General features: G+C 37.7%; 21 protein-coding genes. All 21 read right to left on the bottom strand.

Features of this window, described 5'->3' with window-relative positions; all coding sequences use genetic code 11:
• Nucleotides 1–62: 62 nt before the first annotated feature.
• The gene (locus tag K8P03_RS04290) at nt 63–524 is read right to left on the bottom strand and encodes a helix-turn-helix domain-containing protein (RefSeq protein WP_223418618.1); all 462 of its coding nucleotides are present in this window, start codon (nt 522–524) and stop codon (nt 63–65) included.
• A 63-nt stretch (nt 525–587) separates the two neighbouring features.
• Nucleotides 588–755: a hypothetical protein gene (locus tag K8P03_RS04285; RefSeq protein WP_223418616.1), complete on the bottom strand. Its 168-nt coding sequence runs from the start codon at nt 753–755 to the stop codon at nt 588–590.
• A gap of 291 nt (nt 756–1,046) precedes the next feature.
• Nucleotides 1,047–1,937 carry an L-serine ammonia-lyase, iron-sulfur-dependent, subunit alpha gene (gene sdaAA / locus K8P03_RS04280; RefSeq protein ID WP_223418614.1) on the bottom strand — a complete coding sequence of 297 codons (891 nt, stop codon included), beginning with the start codon at nt 1,935–1,937 and terminating at the stop codon, nt 1,047–1,049.
• An 8-nt stretch (nt 1,938–1,945) separates the two neighbouring features.
• The gene (gene sdaAB / locus K8P03_RS04275; protein WP_223418612.1) at nt 1,946–2,605 is read right to left on the bottom strand and encodes an L-serine ammonia-lyase, iron-sulfur-dependent subunit beta; all 660 of its coding nucleotides are present in this window, start codon (nt 2,603–2,605) and stop codon (nt 1,946–1,948) included.
• A gap of 94 nt (nt 2,606–2,699) precedes the next feature.
• Nucleotides 2,700–3,911: a dicarboxylate/amino acid:cation symporter gene (locus tag K8P03_RS04270; protein ID WP_223418609.1), complete on the bottom strand. Its 1,212-nt coding sequence runs from the start codon at nt 3,909–3,911 to the stop codon at nt 2,700–2,702.
• 433 nt (nt 3,912–4,344) lie between these two features.
• Nucleotides 4,345–4,785: a MaoC family dehydratase gene (locus tag K8P03_RS04265; protein ID WP_223418606.1), complete on the bottom strand. Its 441-nt coding sequence runs from the start codon at nt 4,783–4,785 to the stop codon at nt 4,345–4,347.
• Nucleotides 4,785–5,915 carry a haloacid dehalogenase-like hydrolase gene (locus K8P03_RS04260; protein WP_223418604.1) on the bottom strand — a complete coding sequence of 377 codons (1,131 nt, stop codon included), beginning with the start codon at nt 5,913–5,915 and terminating at the stop codon, nt 4,785–4,787. Before K8P03_RS04260 ends, K8P03_RS04265 begins: the two co-directional genes overlap by 1 nt.
• Nucleotides 5,916–7,280: a class II fumarate hydratase gene (locus tag K8P03_RS04255; RefSeq protein WP_223418602.1), complete on the bottom strand. Its 1,365-nt coding sequence runs from the start codon at nt 7,278–7,280 to the stop codon at nt 5,916–5,918.
• Nucleotides 7,280–8,698, bottom strand: coding sequence for an aspartate ammonia-lyase (locus K8P03_RS04250; protein WP_223418599.1), 1,419 nt, complete (start codon nt 8,696–8,698; stop codon nt 7,280–7,282). Before K8P03_RS04250 ends, K8P03_RS04255 begins: the two co-directional genes overlap by 1 nt.
• 140 nt (nt 8,699–8,838) lie before the next feature.
• Entirely contained in the window at nt 8,839–9,969 is a 1,131-nt protein-coding gene (locus K8P03_RS04245; protein WP_223418596.1) for a sortase, read from the bottom strand.
• A gap of 176 nt (nt 9,970–10,145) precedes the next feature.
• Complete coding sequence (gene nagA, locus K8P03_RS04240; protein ID WP_223418594.1) at nt 10,146–11,276, bottom strand: N-acetylglucosamine-6-phosphate deacetylase; 1,131 nt, start codon at nt 11,274–11,276, stop codon at nt 10,146–10,148.
• 30 nt (nt 11,277–11,306) lie between these two features.
• Complete coding sequence (locus tag K8P03_RS04235; protein ID WP_223418591.1) at nt 11,307–11,504, bottom strand: hypothetical protein; 198 nt, start codon at nt 11,502–11,504, stop codon at nt 11,307–11,309.
• A 225-nt stretch (nt 11,505–11,729) separates the two neighbouring features.
• The gene (locus tag K8P03_RS04230) at nt 11,730–12,017 is read right to left on the bottom strand and encodes an AraC family ligand binding domain-containing protein (protein WP_223418589.1); all 288 of its coding nucleotides are present in this window, start codon (nt 12,015–12,017) and stop codon (nt 11,730–11,732) included.
• A gap of 38 nt (nt 12,018–12,055) precedes the next feature.
• On the bottom strand, nt 12,056–12,628 hold the full coding sequence (locus tag K8P03_RS04225; protein WP_223418586.1) for a uracil-DNA glycosylase family protein: 573 nt from the start codon (nt 12,626–12,628) through the stop codon (nt 12,056–12,058).
• A 132-nt stretch (nt 12,629–12,760) separates the two neighbouring features.
• Nucleotides 12,761–12,883, bottom strand: a complete 123-nt coding sequence (locus tag K8P03_RS11215; RefSeq protein ID WP_263285020.1) for a hypothetical protein — start codon at nt 12,881–12,883, stop codon at nt 12,761–12,763.
• On the bottom strand, nt 12,876–13,016 hold the full coding sequence (locus tag K8P03_RS04220) for a hypothetical protein (RefSeq protein WP_223418584.1): 141 nt from the start codon (nt 13,014–13,016) through the stop codon (nt 12,876–12,878). Before K8P03_RS04220 ends, K8P03_RS11215 begins: the two co-directional genes overlap by 8 nt.
• 132 nt (nt 13,017–13,148) lie before the next feature.
• A complete protein-coding gene (locus K8P03_RS04215; protein ID WP_223418582.1) occupies nt 13,149–14,132 on the bottom strand; it encodes a tagatose 1,6-diphosphate aldolase in 984 nt (327 codons plus the stop codon).
• Nucleotides 14,133–14,134: 2 nt separating this feature from the next.
• Nucleotides 14,135–15,061: a 1-phosphofructokinase family hexose kinase gene (locus K8P03_RS04210; protein ID WP_223418580.1), complete on the bottom strand. Its 927-nt coding sequence runs from the start codon at nt 15,059–15,061 to the stop codon at nt 14,135–14,137.
• 57 nt (nt 15,062–15,118) lie between these two features.
• Complete coding sequence (locus tag K8P03_RS04205) at nt 15,119–15,868, bottom strand: DeoR/GlpR family DNA-binding transcription regulator (protein ID WP_223418577.1); 750 nt, start codon at nt 15,866–15,868, stop codon at nt 15,119–15,121.
• Nucleotides 15,869–15,902: 34 nt separating this feature from the next.
• Complete coding sequence (gene lacG / locus K8P03_RS04200; protein WP_223418575.1) at nt 15,903–17,306, bottom strand: 6-phospho-beta-galactosidase; 1,404 nt, start codon at nt 17,304–17,306, stop codon at nt 15,903–15,905.
• Nucleotides 17,306–19,033, bottom strand: coding sequence for a lactose-specific PTS transporter subunit EIIC (locus tag K8P03_RS04195; RefSeq protein WP_223418573.1), 1,728 nt, complete (start codon nt 19,031–19,033; stop codon nt 17,306–17,308). The genes lacG and K8P03_RS04195 overlap by 1 nt, the downstream gene beginning before the upstream one ends.
• Between the last annotated feature and the right edge of the window lie 9 nt (nt 19,034–19,042).

Below are 19,042 nucleotides of genomic sequence, written 5' to 3'. Positions count from 1 at the left end.
GATATAGGTTTTCCCAGCTTAATTCTTCAAATAAAATGACTGTTTTTTATAAATTAATGATTTTATTTTGATTTTCTGTAGTCTTTTGGAGAAAAACCTGTATTTTTCTTGAAGGAATTAGAAAAATATTGAGAATTTTTAAAACCAACTCTGAAAGCTATCTCTGTCATAGATAGGTCAGATAAGAGAAGAAGTTCTTTGGCCTCGTCTATTCTTTTTGAAACTAAATAATTATTTATAGTATCACCCGTCTCCTTTTTATAAGTCCTCATCATGTGTTCCTTGGATATATTAAAATGAAGAGCCAAGCTATCATTATTTATATCTTCCATGAAATTATTGTCTATATAGGCATTTATCTTTCTAGATAATGTATCAAGATTTTTATTATGAAGTCTATTTTCCCTAGAAGCATAGTTATATAGCATTTCTTCGTGTATACTCCATAAGTCGTCTTCATTATCAACGTATTCTATTAAAATAGCATATTTTTCTGCAATATAGTGACCAATAAGCGGATCCATCCCACCACTTAAGGCAGTTATAAAATAAAGTGTATTATAAGATAAAGTGATATTTTTAAGACTTCAAAGTGTGTCCTTGACTACCCTGCTGCTGATTCCAAGCTCTTCTCCTGTAAAAATAAGCTTAACCTGAGGAAAAAATTCTTTTATGTAGTCTATGTCAGATTCTTTGATAGCCCTAAGAAAATCCTCTCTTTTCCTATTTATTTTTTCTATTTCATCTCTTCTCATAGGACCTCCTTGTTATTATATTTATTCCCTTATCTGTCCATAAATATAGAATTTTTGAAAAGCCGTATAAAACCACAAGATTTATTTGCCTAAGCCCTTATCTTCCTATACTAATAGAAAAAAATCTTTTAGGCCTAATGTATATAAGTGTAATTATCTACACCTATATTCAATCATTTATAAATTCTTATAATTATAGGATATTTGCTGATAATATCTCTTATTTTACTAAAAAATCGTGCTTGAAGAAGTTTTACCAACTTCTACAAGCACGATTTGTTATAAGCTATTTTATTCTTCCTCTTCTGGAAGTTTGTCTATATATTTTCTTTTTAGTTTGATTGATGATGGGCAGACTGCTATGCCGCCTTCTCCTGTTTCACGGAGTCTTTCTGGTAGGCTATCTCCTACTCTTTTCATAGCTTCTACTGCTTCGTCGAATGTTACAAACATTTCTACCCCTGCCATGGCCATATCTGCACTTGCTAAGGCGTTCATGATGCCGTTGGCATTTCTTAAGTTGCATGGAAATTCTACCATGCCTCCGATTGGGTCACAGATTAGGCCCATGATGTTTAAAAGTGCTGCTGTTGCTGCATTTTCTTGGATTTCTACATCGTAGCCTCTTAGATAGCATACTGCTGCGGCTGCCATGGCTGATGCTGATCCTGTTTCTGCTTGGCATCCGCCTTCTGCACCTGCAAATGTTGCGTTATCAAAGATTACCTGGCCAATTTGTGTAGCTACAAGTAGGGCTTCGCAAAGTTTTCTGTCATCGTAGTCGTATTTATTTAGCATGGTCATCATTGTTGCAGGGATGATACCTGCTGATCCTGCTGTTGGAGCCGCTACAATCCTGCCCATGGCTGCGTTTACTTCTGATGTTGATAGGGCAAAGGCCATAGCCATGGCTGGTGTGTCGCCTAGGACTGATTTGCCACCTAGGAAGTATTCGTGCATCTTCTTTGCGTTGCCGCCTGTCATGCCTGTCACGCTTCTGACGTCTTCTTCTAGGGCTCTTTTTGCTGAGGCTTTCATTACGTCTAGAGTTTTTTGAAGCCTTGCGAAGATTTGATCTTCGGTTTTGCCTGTATTTTCTATTTCGTCTTTTATGGCTAATTGCCAAAGGTTAAGATTTTCTTCTTTGCATCTTTCCTTTAATAATTTCATTGTAGTAAGCATATTTAATCCTATCCTATATATTTCAAGAAGGTGAAGTCTTTGCCTTCCCTGATTTTTTCAAGGATGCCTTCTTTTAGTGGTTCGTCCAATTCACAAACTAGCATTACATTATTACCGTCTTTAATGGTTTTCATCATGTGAATGTTGTAGCCATATTCAAAGAGGATACCTGATACATGGGCTATTACTCCCTTTTGTTCGCCATAAGACATAAAGAGGGTTGGTTTGGTTGCCTTGTATTCGATGGCGTTGCCGTTTATCTTTGTGATTACAATCGCTCCCCCACCTATGGATGAGCCTTGGACTTCAAGTGGTGTCCTATCTGGATATTTAAAGACGATCCTAACTGTGTTTGGGTGAACATCTCCGAGGTCTGTTTCAAAAAACTCGTATTTGATTCCTTGTTCATCTGCATAGTCGAAGGAATTTATTATCCTGTCGTCGTCTGGTTCAAAACCCAATACCCCTCCTACTAGGGCCCTGTTTGTGCCGTGGCCTTTGTAGGTTTTGGCGAAGGAACCGTGGAGGTAAAAATCAACTTCGTTGAAATTCCTATCCACCATTCTTCTTGCAATATTACCTATTTTACAAGCTCCAGCTGTATGTGAACTTGATGGGCCGACCATTATTGGTCCCATTATGTCAAATACTGAAGAATTTACTGCCATAATATCTCCTTTTTAAATTATAAAGGGGCTGTTAAGCCTATTAATTTATCATTAATATTGCTTTAACATCCCCTAATTTACAAAAATTATACTTTTATTTAACTGGATCTGCTACCCAGTCTTTGTCGCCTAATATGTTTTTGTGGTAGAATTTATCTACTGCTACTGCTAGAGCTGTGTCACCTGAGATGTTTGCAGCTGTACCAAATGAGTCTTGGGTTAGGTATAGGGAAATAGCAAGTGATGCCATTGCAGACTCTGGGCTAATACCTACGATTGGTAGGAATGGAAGAGCTGACATGATTGCGCCACCTGGTGCACCTGGTGCTGCTACCATTGCTACGCCTAGGATACCTATAAGTTGGATCATTAGGCCGTATGAGTGGTCCATGTTGTACATTGTTAGGATTGTGAAGACACAACCTGTAATTGTAATCATAGAACCTGGCATATGAACTGTAGCTCCTAGTGGAATTACGAAATCTCTAATTGGCTTAGATACGCCGTTTGCCTCAGCACATTGTAAGTTTACTGGAATTGTTGCTGCTGAAGATTGGGTACCTACTGCTGTAAAGTAACCTCTTAGCTCGTTTTTAAGCATAGCAAATGGGTTTTTGCCTGCATAAGAACCTGCAACTAAAAACATTATTGTAATGTAGATTAGGTGTAGGGCTATGATGCAGATAAAAATCTTCCAGAATATTGAAAGTACTGCAAATACAGAGCCTGTGAAGGCCATCTTTGCGAAGTTACCCATGATAAAGAATGGAAGAACTGGAACTATTGCTACTGCTAATACTTGAGTAATAATTTGGTTAAATTCATCAACTGCACCGTAGAGGTATTGACCAGAACCTTTTTTTCTTAACCATGAAATACAAATACCTAGCATAAAGGCGAAGATAATACCACTTGTTACTGTAAAGAATGGTGCTATGTCTACGGTGAAATATGGGTCGAGTTTGATTTCATCTGCTGCTTGGATAGCTGCTACTTGGCTATCACTAATAAAGTTTGGGAAGATTGCTCTTGACATAAAGTATGATGCAGAACCTGCTACAAGTGTTGAACAATAAGCAATAGCCACTGTAATACCTAGTAATTTACCAGCACCTTCTCCAAGGTCTGCTATACCCTTAGTAACGAATGCTAAGATCATAAGTGGGATTATGAAGCCTAGGAAGTTACCAAAGATAGATGAAAATGTCACAAAAATTCTAACTATTGATTCTGGTAAATATCTACCGATTAGGATACCAAGAAGGATACCTAGTAACATTCTTGGAATTAAACCAATTTTTTTCATTTCTCTCTCCTTGTTTTTAAATTTAATATGTAAACCTTTGCAATTTGGTAGAAAAAATTAATAGAAATGAAAATATTTTAGAATCTTAGCCCCAGACCCTAAAATAAAAAAATTTTATAAATTTGGTCATCTCTAAGAAAACCATTCTTCCTACCAGTTAAAATTATATATGATAAAAACCTTTATGTCAACACCTTTAAGAGGGTTTTTGTAATAATTTTTGAAAACCGAATTTTCCCAATATATCTAAAACGCCTTATTTTTCACTTTGTATGCCCTTACATTTTATATAATTTTAGAAAAATATTTTATTAAAAATTTTAGCTAATTAAATTATTAACAATCATTTACACACCTTTTCCTAGGTTTTTTATAAAACCTAGGTTGAGTTTTGTTTTTTCAAAAATTAAAAAATTTCTTAAATAATTCCTATTTAATTTTGCCTACAGCGGACCAATCCATAGGGACTGTATTCACTTACAAGGTCGCCTTGGGGATCAAAGGCCCTCATCATAAAAGTGACCTGGCCATTTTTACCTTCTTTCCAAATCTTTTTGTCAATAATTTCTACTTCTATAGTGTATTTTACATTGGCAAATACCGGCTTGTGCCACCTGGCATATGAGATTCCAATCCCTGCTATCATCCCTTCCTTGTCATTTTTTGTCTTTACCCACTGGCCCCAAAAAGCCATATTGGAAAAAGATCCTGGAGCTATAATTTGGCCAAAGGGAGATTTTTCGGCAGCTTTTTTATCGGTATGAATTGGTCTTGGGTCGTATTTTTCTCCGTAGTAAATTAACTCTTCTTCTGTAAAACTGATAGGCTCTATATCTTTATAGATCGTCCCTATTTCATAGTCTTCAAAATACATTAAATTGACCTTTCTTCTCTGATAAATTTCTTCCCATATTGGTCTCTGGCCTGGAGGATATAGGTCCTAGACCCTGCTAGGGCCTCGTCCTTTAGCTTATTAATCTCTCCATGCCTCTGTCTATCAATAATTATACCCAAATCAGTTTCCTTAAAATCAGTGAGCATGGCGTAGTCGCCGTCACTGTCGCCGCCAACTAGGATTGGCCCATAGTTAGTTTCATTTTGAATTAATTTTTTAATGGTTTCTGACTTGCCTGATTTTTGGGTAAGGGGATAAGAGTGGTCGAGTTCTGGGAGGACTTTGCCTTCCTCATCCTTGGCTAGTCTTAGACCAAGGACTTTTTCCCCATCAAATTTATAGGAATTTTTAGTAGCAAAAGCCCTTACTATGTCAATGAAGGATGCAGAAACGACGTACACATCAATACCCTCTCGCTCTAGAGTGTGGAAAAGATCAGCCATTTCTGGAATATCGCCCATGCCTACAAAATAAGAAACAGAAATCCTACCGGCTTGTGATTCTATTTCTGGAGATGTGAAAATCTCCCTTCTCGCCTCCTCTTTTTTTACAAATTTGAAAGCCTTATCACAAAATTCTTCAATTTCATTTTGCTTATAGTTTGTAAAAAGAAAGGTCATCCAGCAATAAGGATCTCTAGCCTTTTTGTCGTATTGGGCTGCCTTGTATCGGAAAAACATCTTAGCCACAAATTCTTTATAGGCATTGGTTTCTTTGATAAGATTAAAAGGAACGTCGCCACCTAGCCTGTCGGAAGTTCCATAAAGTCTCTTATAGACATCGTAAATATCAGCTGAAATCTGGTCTATATTCATAGGATTTCCGTCAAGGTTTTTATAAGGATCTTTAAAATCTCCCTTATCAACATTTTTCCTAATTATATGGTAAAGTTCTTCAGGATTTATTTTGAAAGCGAGTTGTGTCACCAAATAATAAAAGGCCGCCTCTTCCACATCTCCGATTATGGAAGTATTGTCCCAATCAAAGACTGCAAAGGGCTTTTTTTGTAGATTATAGGCCGGATTATCCCTGCCGTGGTCAGCAATTAACTTGTTTAAAAATTGAAAGGCTCTGTCATTCCAAGAGCCTTTTTTGATATATTCTTTCATTTACACCATCTTTTTTGGATCTACTATTTTTATAAATTCTTCATCTGTCACAAAGCCAATCCTTTGGTTGGCTTCTCTGAGGCTTATCCCTTCTTTATGGGCAAATTTTGCCATCTGGCTTGCCTTATCATAGCCTATATGTGGGGAAAGGGCTGTCACAAGCATGAGGGATTTTTCAAGATTTTCCGCAATTTTTTCCTCATTAGGGGCAAGGCCCTTTACTAGGTGGATATTAAAGGAATGAAGTCCTTTGTATAAGATTTTTACAGAATCCACCATCTTGTAAATTATTAGCGGCATATAGGCATTTAGCTCGAGTTGGCCAAGACCATTTGCCATGGTTATTGCCTGGTCATTTGCCATTACTTCAAGGCAAATCATAGCGAGCATCTCAACCTGGGTTGGGTTTACCTTGCCAGGCATGATTGATGATCCTGGCTCATTTGACGGAATAATTAATTCGCCAATCCCTGTTCTTGGACCTGATGATAAAAATCTTATGTCTTCAGCGATTTTTAATAGGTCTGAGGCAAGGATTTTGATTGCCACGTGGGCCTTAGCCATGCCATGCTTGCTTGATAATTGGAGGAACTTGTTTGAATCAGCCCTCAAATCTAGGCCTGTAAGTTCTGATAAGACTTCAGCCATTTTTGTATCGTAGCCTTCCTTGGTATTTAGACCTGTGCCCACAGCTGTGCCGCCGATTGCTAGAAATTCCAAGGCCTTGGCGGATTCTCTTATATAATCCCCGTCCCTTTTTATAAGGTCTCCGTAAGTTTTTATTTCATCTGAGAGCCTAAGAGGAGTTGCGTCCTGGAGGTGGGTCCTGCCGGTTTTGATTATCCCCTCAAAGTCCTCTGCCCTTTTATAAAATTCATCAGCTAGAGCATCAACTTCTGGAAGTAAGTTTTCATTTATCATCTTTAGGCTTGTAAGGTGGATAGCTGTTGGAAATGAGTCATTTGTTGACTGACTCATATTGACGTGATCGTTTGGGTGGATTAGGTCTTGACCCAAAATTTGGTTTGCCAAATGAGCTATAACCTCATTTACATTCATATTTGTCTGGGTACCTGACCCTGTTTGATAGACTGTAAGTGGAAATTGGTCCTCAAAGTCACCCGCCAATACCTTGTCGCAAGCTGCCACAATGGCTTCTTTATAGGCATCATCAAGTTTGCCTTGGGTATTATTTACTATGGCCGCTGCCTTTTTAACAATAACCATGGATTTGATTTGTTCAAGGGGCATTCTTGCCACACCTTGGGGAAAATTTTCATAAGACCTTTGGGTTTGAGCTCCCCAAAGCTTGTCATTTGCGACCTTGATTTCCCCCATAGAATCTTTTTCTATCCTAAAATCCATTAATGTGTCTCCATGTGTTCTTCGTCTAGGATGCCAGGTTTGGTCATCTTTCTGTAATCTAAAATCTTATCAACCTCAGCACTTGTCATGAGGCCTTTTTCAAGAATTAGGTCTCTGATTGGCCTACCTTCTCTCATAGACTCTTTGGCAATTGTTGAAGCCATATCATAGCCTATGTGTGGGGCAAAGGCGGTAATTATTCCTACAGAATTTTCTACCTTGGCCCTTAGTTTTTCCTTGTTGGCTGTAATGCCTTCTATACAATTTACTGTTAGGGTTTGAATAGCTCCCCTAAGGCTTGTTATTGACTGGATTAGGGCGTAGAAAATAATTGGTTCAAAGGCATTTAGCTCTAATTGACCAGCCTCAACTGCCATGGTTACTGTTAGGTCATTACCTACAACCAAAAAGGCAACCTGATTTACAACCTCTGGTATAACTGGGTTTACCTTGCCTGGCATGATTGAAGATCCTGCCTGTTTGGCTGGGAGTTTAAAGTCTGAAATACCTGTGGTTGGGCCTGAAGATAAGAGCCTTAGGTCGTTTGCTACCTTTGAAAGGCTGGCAGCAAATGTTTTAAGTACAGAAGATGTGAATAAAAATCCATCTAGGTTTTGGGTGGAGTCAATCAAATCTTCTGCTTGTCTTAAATCAAGGCCTGTGATTTCCTTTAGGACTTTGTCAATATTTTCTACAAATTCATCGTCAGCATTAAGGCCGGTGCCTACAGCTGTGCCGCCTAGGTTGATTGAAGAAAGCTCTTTGATGGCTTCTTTAAACCTCAAAAGTCCCCTTTCCACAACCCTAGAATAGGCCTTAAATTCTTGGCCAAGGGTGATTGGAACAGCATCTTGGAGCTGAGTACGACCCATTTTTACATAGTCGTCAAAGTCTTCTGCCTTTTTATCAAGGGCAGCGATTAATTTTTCTGTATCTTCCGCAAGGTCTTCTATATAGCGGATTATAGCGATTTTGCCAGCTGTTGGTATAACGTCGTTGGTAGATTGGCCGAGGTTTACGTGGTCATTTGGGTGGATGTGTTCGTAGTGACCAAGGGTGCCTCCAAGGGCCACATTTGCAATATTTGCAATAACTTCGTTGGCATTCATATTAAAAGAAGTACCAGCCCCACCTTGGATAGGGTCAACGATGAAATCTTCTATGTATGAACCTGCTAAAACCTCATCACAAGCTGCAACAATAGCCTTGCTTTTCTTATCTGAAAGTATGCCAACCTTGTTGTTTTGAATGGCACAAGCCTTCTTGATTTCAACGATTGCCCTTATAAAATATGGGTCCATGGCCTTGCCCGTAATTTTGAAATTTTCGTAGGCCCTATAGGCATTTGCTCCATAATAAGCGTCTTTTGGAATCCTAAGGTCTCCTAAAGAATCTCTTTCAATCCTATAATCTGTCATCTCTATCTCCTTTTGCTTTACTTAAATTTAAAATGCTTTATAAGCTTATTATAAACCAAGCAAACGGTTTTTCCAAATAAATATACAGGACCTATAAATGATTTTTTAAAAAAAAAGAGTCCCAAGGACTCTTTAGAATATTATTTTCTTTTTTTACTTGCAAAGAGAGCTGTTGAACTTGCTCCTAGAGTTAGGATAGCTGCTATTGAAGATGCCACGCCTGTTTTTGCGTTTTTGGCTGCAGCTTTAGCTCCTACTTTAGCTTCTTCTTTTTTATCTTTCTTTGTAGCTTCGCTTGTTGAGTCTGCCTTCTTAACTTCCTTAGCTTTTTTGCTTGAAAGTTTTTCTTCTTTTTTCTCGCTTGCCTTTTCTGTAGCTCCGCTCTTTTGATCTACTTTTTCAGCCTTTGCTGGCTTAGCTGATGATTTTTCGTTTTTGACATAGACTATATCACCATTTTCAAAATATGTTCCATCAGCAAATTTAACTAGAGCTACAGGTTTGATGAATTTCGCATCTGCAGGTAGTTTGGTGATTTCTATTTCATAGCCATCTTCTACTTCCCTTATTATGTAATCATCTTGAGGGAGTTCTTGTTTTTTGTATTTTGGTGTTGCAGCTGATACTCCATCAAGCTTCATTGCCTGATAATCAGCTTCTGTAACATAGTTTAATTTTATAAATTTATTTTTGCTTTCTCCAGATTTTTTTAGGCCCTTAAAGCTTGATTTGATCTTGATTTTATTATCCCTAAGTCCTACATAGGCTTTATTGTTGTGAGGATTCTTATTTGTCCTCTCACCCACTACTTCAAAATTTACCAAGGCCTTATGGGTGTAGTCTCTAAATAAACCTTGTTTCTTGCCATCTACTTTCTTAAAAGGAATCTTTTCCATTTCTTCAAGCTTAGCTTGGTCTATAGATTCATCAGCTAAAAGCTCTTTTGCCCTTGCTATGGCCTTTTTGATATCTTCCTTGGTTTGTCCTTCGTAGGCTATAGCTGGATTATCAACAGATTCTTCATCCATTGAGTCTAAATATTTTTTAAGTTCTTCCTTAGCCTTAGCAACTTTTTCCTCAAAAGCCTTTGTTTCATCATCCTGTGTGGCTTCGTCACTAAGTGATATAGGATTTTCAACATCCTTCTCTTCACTCATAGTTTCTTGCTTAGGCATCTCTTCCATTACCTGGCTGGCATCTACTCTTCCAGGCACTATATTAATCGCCAATAATAAGGCTAGAGCTAAGCTTACTTTATGTTTTACTTTCATAATTCCTCCAAATTTATATAATAATTATCCTAAGCTATTTAAAGCTTATTGTTAGTTAGTTATTTATTTAATTAACCCTTATAATTATAATAAAAATTCAAAAGATTGTCAATAACGATTATCATTATCCTACATAAAAAAGCTCCTCATTTCTGAGAAGCTTTAAATATTTTATATTATTTGCTATAAACTAATTTGCCATTTAAAAATGTTTTTTCTAGGTTCATATCATAATCAAGAACTATAAAGTCAGCAGAGTAGCCTTCCTTAAGCTTGCCACAAACATCATCTATGCCAACAGACTTGGCTGGCACAAGGCTTGCCATTTGAATGGCTTCAAAAATATCAGCAATTTCCCAATCAATCACGTTTTTAACAGCTTCCTTTAATTTAAGGATGGAACCTGCAAGAGAGCCGCCATCCTTAAGCCTAGCTGTGCCGCCCTCAACCCTAACAGGGAAATCTCCTAGCATATAGTCCCCATCAGCCATGCCGCCAGCGCTCATGCAATCGGTAATTAGGGCAATCTTGTCCCTTCCCTTGGCGTTCATTAGGATATTTGCTGCATTTGGATTTACGTGGTGGCCGTCACAAATTAGCTCAGAAATAGCATCTGTAGACATAGCAGCACCAACCATGCCAGGTTCTCTGTGGTGGAGACCGCTCATGCCGTTGTAGGTGTGAACAAAAATATTTGCCCCAGCATCAACAGCAGCCACAGCTTGGTCGAAGGTCGCATCAGAATGGCCGAGAGCAACTCTAACACCCATTGCATTGGCCTTTCTAATAAAGTCTTCTGCACCTTCCCTTTCAGGAGCGATGGCGATTTTATTTACCAAACCATCTGAAAGTTCAATCCATTCCTTTAAATAATCGATTTTTGGATCTGACATGTAGGCAGGATTTTGGGCGCCCTTGTATTTCTCAGTGAAAAATGGTCCTTCAAGGAAAACTCCCCTTACCTTGGCCCCTTCTACATCCTTGTATTCTGCACCAACTCTCTTGAGGGCAGCGTCTGTCTTTTCTTTAGAATCTGTAAGAGTGGTTGGTAAAAAGCTAGTAACTCCGCACTCCAAAAGTCCCTTAGAAATCACATTTAATGCCCCTTCTTCGGCATTCATAATATCCTTGCCGTGGTAACCATGGATGTGGGTATCGACAAGACCAGGAGCCACAATCTCTCCCAAATACTCATAGTCGCCCGGTTCATTTTTGGAAAAACCAACAATGACCCCGTCTTCAACTTCCATATAATAATCTTCAAGCATAGCGTCTTCTAAAACAAAATAATCAGCCTTGTAAAACATAAATCCTCCTTTTAATATATAGTCGCATATCTAACTAATCTTGTTTGCATCAATAGCAAATAAACTTGTCCACGTTTCCTTTTTAAAAATTTTGCTAAGGCTTACAACCAAAACTATGGCCGCCAACAGTCTAATCAGCAGGTTGTCTCTAGTAGCCAAGGCATTAGAGGCAACAATGAAAAGACAAATATAGTATATTATAATGATAATTTTCTTAAATCTCTCCATAAATCCTCCCCAATTTTTAATAAACCTTATATTAAATTAATACCCTTTTTTAGTGGTAATTACCATTAATTTTTAAAAAAATTTTTACCTTTTCATTGCTTGGTAAAATTAATCATCTTTAATTTTGTAAATAAACATGAAAGCAAAAAAGAGACGAGTCAATGGCCCCTCTCTTTATACCTAATAAGCTAAAACTATATAATTATTAACCTAAAGTCTCAACATCTATATCCTAGCCTTAATAACCATCAAATCACTATCTTCAAGGGCCTCTAGGGAGTGCATTTCATCAGGATCCATAGTAATTATGTCCCCTGGGATAATTATCTCTTTCCCATTTTCTCCAGTGAAATTTACTTTTCCCTTGTAAATTACAACTACTACATTTTTATCTGACTTATGGCTTGGGACCTCCTCGCCCTTTTTTATCTGTAGATGTGTAATCTGCAAGTTTTCTTCGTCTACCAAATGTTCAAATTTACCTTCTAAAATATTTGCGCTGATTTTTTTCATTATATCTTCCTTTCTATAAATATCAATTTTATCTTGTATTATAAAATTTCTCCAACAATTTCTTTCAATTTTGGCAAAACTTCTTTCTCAAAAAACTTATTCTTAGCCATCCATCTGTTATTCAAGGGGCTTGGATGGACTAGGGGAAAATATTCTGGCAGAAAGTCTTCATAGGATTTTACAGTTTCGGTTAGGTTTTTCTTAAATTTATCCTTAAAATAAAACTTTTGGGCATAGGCTCCTATCAAAATTCTTAGCCTAACATTCTTTAATTCATCTAATAATAAGGGGTGGTATTCTTTTGCAATAAAAGATCTAGGTGCCTTATCGCCTGATTTTCCCTTGCCGGGATAATAAAAATCCATTGGAATTATAGAAAAATATTCACTATGGAGGGCATCTTCCGATATACCAAGCCATTTGACAAGATTTTCCCCACTCTTGTCATTGAATAAAATACCAGTTTCTTCAACCCTTTTCCCAGGAGCTTGTCCAATTATCAAAATTTTAGAATTCCTATTAAATTGAAAAATCGGACCAATTCCCCTGTCTGTATATGCTTTATTTCTAGGATCCACCTTTAATTTTTCTATTATTTCCTTTTCTTCCATAGGAATTTTTCTTTCTCCTCTCGCATTCGAATAATTGTGTAAGTTATACTTTTTTAGCTTTGGCCATAATTTTAACTAATACTTGCCAATAAATATATACCCGTTTTCTTGAAATTATCCTTGTTTTCCTAATTAAAGCTTATCAATCTTATCATTTATTGATTTTAATAATCTCTTCACCCTTACTATTCCAACTACTAGGATTATTCCCCAAGCCAATAACAAAAAGGTGTATAAAATTTCTTCCCTAGTCATTTTTATCTCCTAGTTTTTGATCAAGTTTTTTATCAAGCTTGTTCAAAGAAAAATACAAGATATTTACAGGAATTGATAGAAGGAAAAGGCCCTGGGATAGGTCTCTTAGGATGTCTTCTAGGTTATTAAACATATAGGTGTCTCCTTATAGGTTCATTTATTATTTCTGCTTGTCTTTATCATAATACCTTTTTTGTTTTTTATTTTATAGATTAATCTAAATTTTACTAAAAAAAGCCCTGGTTTCCCAGAGCTTTTCGCCTTATTATTCTTCTATCTTATCAAATACAGAGTGAGCTGTTTGTTTTAGGACTTCGTTTAGGGTTTGGATGTTTTCCTTGCCTGTTGTTTCTAGCCATTTTTTAGCTTCTGCTTGGTCTTTGCCGAAGATTTCTACTGAGTCTTTCCATGTTGCTCTTCCGCATAAAACTCCGTTGAAGTTTGCTTCTGCTTCTTTGGCAAGTTTTAGTGTTTCTTGGAAGAGGCTTGCTGTGATTCCTCCTGATAGGAAGATGTATGGGAGGTCAGTTGATAGAGATTGTTCTTTGAAGTGTTTGATTGCTTCTTCTCTAGTGTAAACCGCTTCATCTTTGCCTAGGCCTTCTACAAAGTTCATGTTTGTTGGTGTTTCTACCTTTAATACGTCTACTTTGTATCTTGGGTTTGAGAATTCTTTCATGGCGGTGTTTACTTTGTGTGGTCTTACTTTTGCGTATTCAGCGTTCTTTTCTGAGTCCATGTTTCTGTCGTAGGTGATGATTTCTAGGAAGTGTGGTAGACCTAGGCCTTCACATTCATAGCCTACTCTTTCTACCCAAGCTTTTTTGATGTCGTTTGTTTTTTCTTCATCATCACAGTCGTAGTAGAGTAGGGTTTTTATTGCATTTGCTCCCATTTCTTTAGCTCTTAGAACGCTCATGAAGTCGATTAGACGTGGTAGTCTTCCTTCGTCGTATTCGTCATAACCAGTTTGTTCGTAGGATAGGATTAGGCCTGCATTTTCATCTTTAGCTTTGATTCCTTTTTCTCCATAGATTGGGTCAAGTAGGATTGATGATGCGTATGGAGTTAGTTCTTTTGATACTAATTCCTTGTAGGCTCCGATTCCTTCAACGTTGTTGAGGTCTGGGTTAGCTTTTTCCATCATTTTTTCCATAGAGCCTCTTTGGTCTATGGCAAGGGCTGCAATTGCACCGTCTTCATTTACTAGTTTTTTTAGGTTTGCTAATTTTTCTTTTGATATTTTCATTTTTATATTTCCTCCACTAGGATTTGCTCGTAGTATTTATCAAACTTTTCTATTTCTATATGGGCTATTTCTTCTGTTAGAACATTTAAAAGTCCACATGTCATTGATGTTTTGATCACTTCTTCAGGTTTTTTATCCTTGGAAATGGCAAAGATTGCCCCTGCAAGGGATGAATCGCCACTGCCAACAGGATTTACTGCGGTAACCCTTGGCACGCTTGCCTTAAAGATCCTATCTCCCGCCTTAACAACTGCTCCCTCTGATCCAAGGGATACAATTACGTATTCTATCTCGCTTAGAGGAGATTTTTTTAGGGCGTCTTTAATATTGTCTTTGGTGATTTCTTCGCCCAACAAATCTGCCACTTCTGTTTCGTTTGGCTTGATTAAATCTGGTTTTATTTTAGCATTTACGACATCTTTTAAGGTCTGTCCAGATGTATCGACAGCAACAAAGATGCCATGCCTTTTTGCGTAGGCTATGATTTCTTCATAAAAACTTGAATCAAGACCCTTTGGTAGGGACCCTGACATAGAAATTACAGAGCAACCTGCGCTTATATCGTCGAGTTTCCTTATAAATTCTTCTCTTTCAGCCTGGCTAATAGTTGGACCTGCCTCAAGGATTTCTGTCTGTTTTCCCTCGTGAAGGATTGCAAGACAATTTCTAGTTGGCTCTTTTATCTTAATGAATTTTGATTTTTGACCTCTTTGTTCGAGACCTTCTTCTATAAATTCACCAAGCTTGCCTCCGACAAAACCTGAGTGGACAACATCTGCACCCAAATCATGAAGGACATAACCAACATGGATACCCTTACCTCCTGCGTGTTTGATAACCTTATCAGTCCTTATGACACCGTCTATATTAAGCTTATCAAGCTGGTAGGACATATCTACAGAAGGATTCGCTGTAATAGTTAATATCATTTTTTCTCCTTTATATATTAAATGGTCACTACCATTATTATAAGGCTTTTTTTAATTTTATCTAATTATTTCCGTATATTTTTCAATCTCACTGGATTGGTCCGGACTTATTTTAGAATCTGTAATAAATCTTGCATCTTCTATATTATAAAAATGATACAAGTCTTCATAGCCAAGCTTGGAGGAGTCTGCTACCAAGTACCTATCAAAGGAATTATCCAAAATCATCTTCTGCAAAATTCCTTCTTCTGGGCTGTAGGTGTAGGCCTTGCCTTTATTAATACCGTTTACACCAATAAAGGCCTGGTTAAACCTCATCTTTGCAACAAGATCAAGGCTTAGGGGACCAACAAAGGCCCCTGTCACCCTCCTAAATTCCCCTCCAATTAGCTTAATATTCACATTATCAAGAAAGACTAACTTCCTAAAAAGGTAGAGTGAATTGGTGAAAATATTGAGTTTCTTTTCTCCAATAAATTCGCTAACATATTCTATAGTAGACCCTGCACCCAAGAAAATATTTTGGTCAGGGGCCATGATTTCATTGATTTTCTTAGCAATTTCTATCTTTAGGTCCTTGTTTTGGAGGAGTTTTTCTTCGTTTGAAAACTCCCTTGGACGGGCCTTTTCGATTTTGCTGGCTCCTCCGTGAATCCTCACGAGGAGATTTCTATCCTCAAGTTCCTTCAAATCACGCCTAATAGTCATGTCAGTAACATCTAGAAGGTCTGTCATTTGAGAAACCTGGATAATGTCGTTTTCTTTTAGCTTATCTAGAATTATTTTTTGTCTTTCTTCTTTTAACATTTGCTTTTCCATTCCTCGAAGCTTTTGTTAAGTCTTATTTAAGCTCCTTAGTTTCTGCGAGGTCTTTGTACCAATAAGCAGATTTCTTTGGAAATCTCTCTTGGGTGTCAAAGTCTACATAGAAAAGACCATACCTCTTCTCGTAGCCATTTGACCAAGAGAATACATCCATGAGTGACCATAGGAAGTATCCCTTTACAACAGCCCCGTTATCTATGGCATCGCAAATTGCCTCAAAGTGTTGTTTGATATAGTCAATTCTTGCATCGTCATAGACAGTATTATCTTCAAATTTATCCTTATAGCCTAGGCCGTTTTCTGTGATATAGATTTTTTTGTAGTTTGGATAATCTCTTTTTACCCTCATAATCTGATCATAGAGGCCTTTTGGATAGATCATCCAGTCCCAATCGGTCCTTGGCACATCTACATCAAACCTTCTTTTGCCTACTCCCTTGATTTGGTAAGATGAACCACCCTTATCGCCTTTGCCGTTGTGGGTAATTTCAGTTTCCCCATCAAAGTGGGCCATCCAATCGCTCATGTAGTAGTTGATTCCCAAAAAGTCGTTTAAGTCTTTAGCCTTTGTTAGGATTTCAATATCTTCATCCCTAATATCAAGGCTGCCGCCGTTTACTTCAAGGATGTGATTTACGCCTTCCATGGTTTTTTCAGAATATTTTCCAAGATAAGTTGCATCTAGGATAAACTTGTTGTGGATTATATCTTCAAGTTCTGCCGCCCTCACATCCCTCTCATCTGTCGGATCAAATGGATATTTGGTTGGAAGAGCGTGTACAATTCCGATTTCCCCATCATATTTACCTTCCTTGTAGGCAAGGATGGCCTTGGCGTGGGCTAACATCATATTGTGGTGGGATTGGAAAACTTTGGCCAAGTCGTATTGGATACCTGGTGGGAATTTCCCTACCAAGTATTGGCCGTCGCCTATTGGTCCTATTTCATTAAAGGTTGTCCAGAAATTCACTTCCTTAAATTCTTCAAAACAGAACTTAGCATAGTCGACAAAGTATTCGATATTTTCCCTATTTAAGAAGTCCCCATTTGAGTGAAGGGCTTCTGGAGTATCAAAATGGTGGAGGGTTACGAAAGGCTCCACCCCTCTTTTATGGCATTCTGCAAAGACCCTATGGTAGAAGTCAACACCTTTTGGGTTGACTTCTCCAAAGCCTTGTGGGAATATCCTAGACCAGGCTATAGAAATTCTGATTCCGTTAACTCCGAATTCCTCAGCAAGTTTTAGGTCTACTGGATATTTGTGATAAAAATCGCTAGCTGGCTCTGCTGTGTACCAGTAGTTTTCCTCAAGATACTTATCCCAGGCAACTGGTCCCTTGCCGTCAGTTTTTGTTGCACCTTCACATTGGTAGGCTGCTGTTGCGCCGCCAAATATAAAATCATTAGGTAATTTTCTCATTATTTCATACTTTCTTTTACGAAATCAAGTGAAGCTTGGCCATCTCTTGACAGACCGATATACTGAGCTCCTTGAGTTTTAACCAACTTGATTCCCAGTGGGTCTGTTTCCTGTTTCATATCGTCATAGTTTGAAGCAACTTGTGGGGCAAGGATTACAAGGTCAAAGTCTGGCAAAATATCCCTGTGAGCGCCATAGCTGTCTGCTACTGCTGTGACTTTTGCTCCATATTCTTCTGCCGCTTCGTTAAGAGCGTTTGCAAGAAGTCCGCTTGTGCCGCCGCCTGCGCATAGTACGAGGACATTTATTGGTTTATCATCATCCCCATCTGCCTTTAAGGCGTCTTTTTCTGCTGGTGTTTCTTCTTTTTTATTTTCCGCTAAAATCTTATCAGCTTTTTCTGTATTGAAATTAGCCTTTACTTTTTCTTGCAATTCGCTTGAACCATCAGTCTTTCCAGATCTTTCTTCTTCTAGGATTTCTTCATCATACACCCTAAAGAATGGATAGTAGATTAGAGTATCAACTATTATCAGAACAAAGATTAGAATTATTGCCTTAACTTGGAAGTTAAGTCCTAATAGCATTCCTAGTGGAGCTGGTGTTGTCCAAGGTAGGTTGGCTGTAAAGCTGTTCATGCCTAGTGTGTCAACAAAGAACTTAAAGATCCATACGTTTACAATTGGAGCTAAGATAAATGGCACAAAGAAAACTGGGTTTAGTACAATTGGTGCACCAAATAGGATTGGTTCGTTTACACCAAAGAAGGTTGGCACTACTGATGCCCTTCCTACCACCTTATTTCTCTTTGATTTCGCAAGAAGCATAAACATAAATGGCACTACAAGGGTTGCACCAGTACCACCCATTGTTACTATGAACATTTGTGTACCGGCTGTAATTACCTTATCAGCGTGTTGGCCTGCTTGCATTAGGCTTAGGTTTATTTCTGCGTTTGAATATAAAACTGCTGCTATAGCTGGTTCTACAATTGATGGTCCGTGGATACCGATAAACCAGAAAAATGCATAAGCACCAAAGATAAATGTTAAACCAAGATAACCATCTGTAGCTTGGAAAAGTGGAGCAAGTCCCAAACTAATTGACTCAGCCACACTATTTCCTGTCATATTTCTTACTATAATATCAACTCCATAAAGAAGTACTATGGCAAGTGAAAATGGAATTAAATCTGTAAATACCCTAGAAATGTTTGGTGGCACTTCTTTTGGCATCTTTATTGTAACTTCATTTCTCATACAAACTTTGTAAATATTTACTGTTACAAAGGCTGCTATGAAGGCTGTAATAAGGCCTTTTGTTCCCATGAATGAAGATAAGAATCCACCTTCTCCTGCTGGATCTGCTGAAAGGATCAAAAATCCAATCATAGCCGCAAGCATGGTAGACATGAAGTTTATTTGTTTTCTCCTATCCATTGTCCTATTTACCATATCGGTAAAGGATTTGGCTGTTGTACCGGCTACTAAGAAACCAAGGATACCCATAGAGTAATTGTAAGGTTTCATAAGCATTTCTACAGTCTTATCACTCCAAACTATACCAAAGGCGTTTGGCACAAAAGCAATAAGAATGAAAATACTTGAGAATAATACCACTGGCATACCAGCGATAAATCCATCTCTAATAGATCTTAGATATATATTTCTTGATAATTTTTCAAAGAAAGGTTTAAACTTTTCTATTCTTTCTACTAATTTATTCATTTTTTACCT

The organism is Anaerococcus murdochii (assembly GCF_019957155.1).
Taxonomy (GTDB): domain Bacteria; phylum Bacillota; class Clostridia; order Tissierellales; family Peptoniphilaceae; genus Anaerococcus; species Anaerococcus murdochii.
The sequence above is the reverse complement of the archived record's forward strand: the minus strand, read 5'-3'. Positions and strand labels throughout refer to the sequence as shown.

Excerpts from the sequence above, each read along its gene's own strand:
- K8P03_RS04205 (WP_223418577.1), bottom strand. The coding sequence starts at position 15,868 with ATGTTAAAAGAAGAAAGACAAAAAATAATTCTAGATAAGCTAAAAGAA.
- K8P03_RS04225 (WP_223418586.1), bottom strand. The coding sequence starts at position 12,628 with ATGGAAGAAAAGGAAATAATAGAAAAATTAAAGGTGGATCCTAGAAAT.
- nagA (WP_223418594.1), bottom strand. The coding sequence starts at position 11,276 with ATGTTTTACAAGGCTGATTATTTTGTTTTAGAAGACGCTATGCTTGAA.
- K8P03_RS04285 (WP_223418616.1), bottom strand. The coding sequence starts at position 755 with ATGAGAAGAGATGAAATAGAAAAAATAAATAGGAAAAGAGAGGATTTT.
- K8P03_RS04230 (WP_223418589.1), bottom strand. The coding sequence starts at position 12,017 with ATGAAAAAAATCAGCGCAAATATTTTAGAAGGTAAATTTGAACATTTG.
- sdaAB (WP_223418612.1), bottom strand. The coding sequence starts at position 2,605 with ATGGCAGTAAATTCTTCAGTATTTGACATAATGGGACCAATAATGGTC.
- K8P03_RS04270 (WP_223418609.1), bottom strand. The coding sequence starts at position 3,911 with ATGAAAAAAATTGGTTTAATTCCAAGAATGTTACTAGGTATCCTTCTT.
- K8P03_RS04255 (WP_223418602.1), bottom strand. The coding sequence starts at position 7,280 with ATGGATTTTAGGATAGAAAAAGATTCTATGGGGGAAATCAAGGTCGCA.
- K8P03_RS04195 (WP_223418573.1), bottom strand. The coding sequence starts at position 19,033 with ATGAATAAATTAGTAGAAAGAATAGAAAAGTTTAAACCTTTCTTTGAA.
- K8P03_RS04250 (WP_223418599.1), bottom strand. The coding sequence starts at position 8,698 with ATGACAGATTATAGGATTGAAAGAGATTCTTTAGGAGACCTTAGGATT.
- K8P03_RS04220 (WP_223418584.1), bottom strand. The coding sequence starts at position 13,016 with ATGTTTAATAACCTAGAAGACATCCTAAGAGACCTATCCCAGGGCCTT.
- K8P03_RS04215 (WP_223418582.1), bottom strand. The coding sequence starts at position 14,132 with ATGAAAATATCAAAAGAAAAATTAGCAAACCTAAAAAAACTAGTAAAT.
- K8P03_RS04260 (WP_223418604.1), bottom strand. The coding sequence starts at position 5,915 with ATGAAAGAATATATCAAAAAAGGCTCTTGGAATGACAGAGCCTTTCAA.
- K8P03_RS04245 (WP_223418596.1), bottom strand. The coding sequence starts at position 9,969 with ATGAAAGTAAAACATAAAGTAAGCTTAGCTCTAGCCTTATTATTGGCG.
- K8P03_RS04210 (WP_223418580.1), bottom strand. The coding sequence starts at position 15,061 with ATGATATTAACTATTACAGCGAATCCTTCTGTAGATATGTCCTACCAG.
- K8P03_RS04290 (WP_223418618.1), bottom strand. The coding sequence starts at position 524 with ATGGATCCGCTTATTGGTCACTATATTGCAGAAAAATATGCTATTTTA.
- lacG (WP_223418575.1), bottom strand. The coding sequence starts at position 17,306 with ATGAGAAAATTACCTAATGATTTTATATTTGGCGGCGCAACAGCAGCC.
- K8P03_RS04235 (WP_223418591.1), bottom strand. The coding sequence starts at position 11,504 with ATGGAGAGATTTAAGAAAATTATCATTATAATATACTATATTTGTCTT.
- K8P03_RS04265 (WP_223418606.1), bottom strand. The coding sequence starts at position 4,785 with ATGTATTTTGAAGACTATGAAATAGGGACGATCTATAAAGATATAGAG.
- sdaAA (WP_223418614.1), bottom strand. The coding sequence starts at position 1,937 with ATGCTTACTACAATGAAATTATTAAAGGAAAGATGCAAAGAAGAAAAT.
- K8P03_RS11215 (WP_263285020.1), bottom strand. The coding sequence starts at position 12,883 with ATGACTAGGGAAGAAATTTTATACACCTTTTTGTTATTGGCTTGGGGA.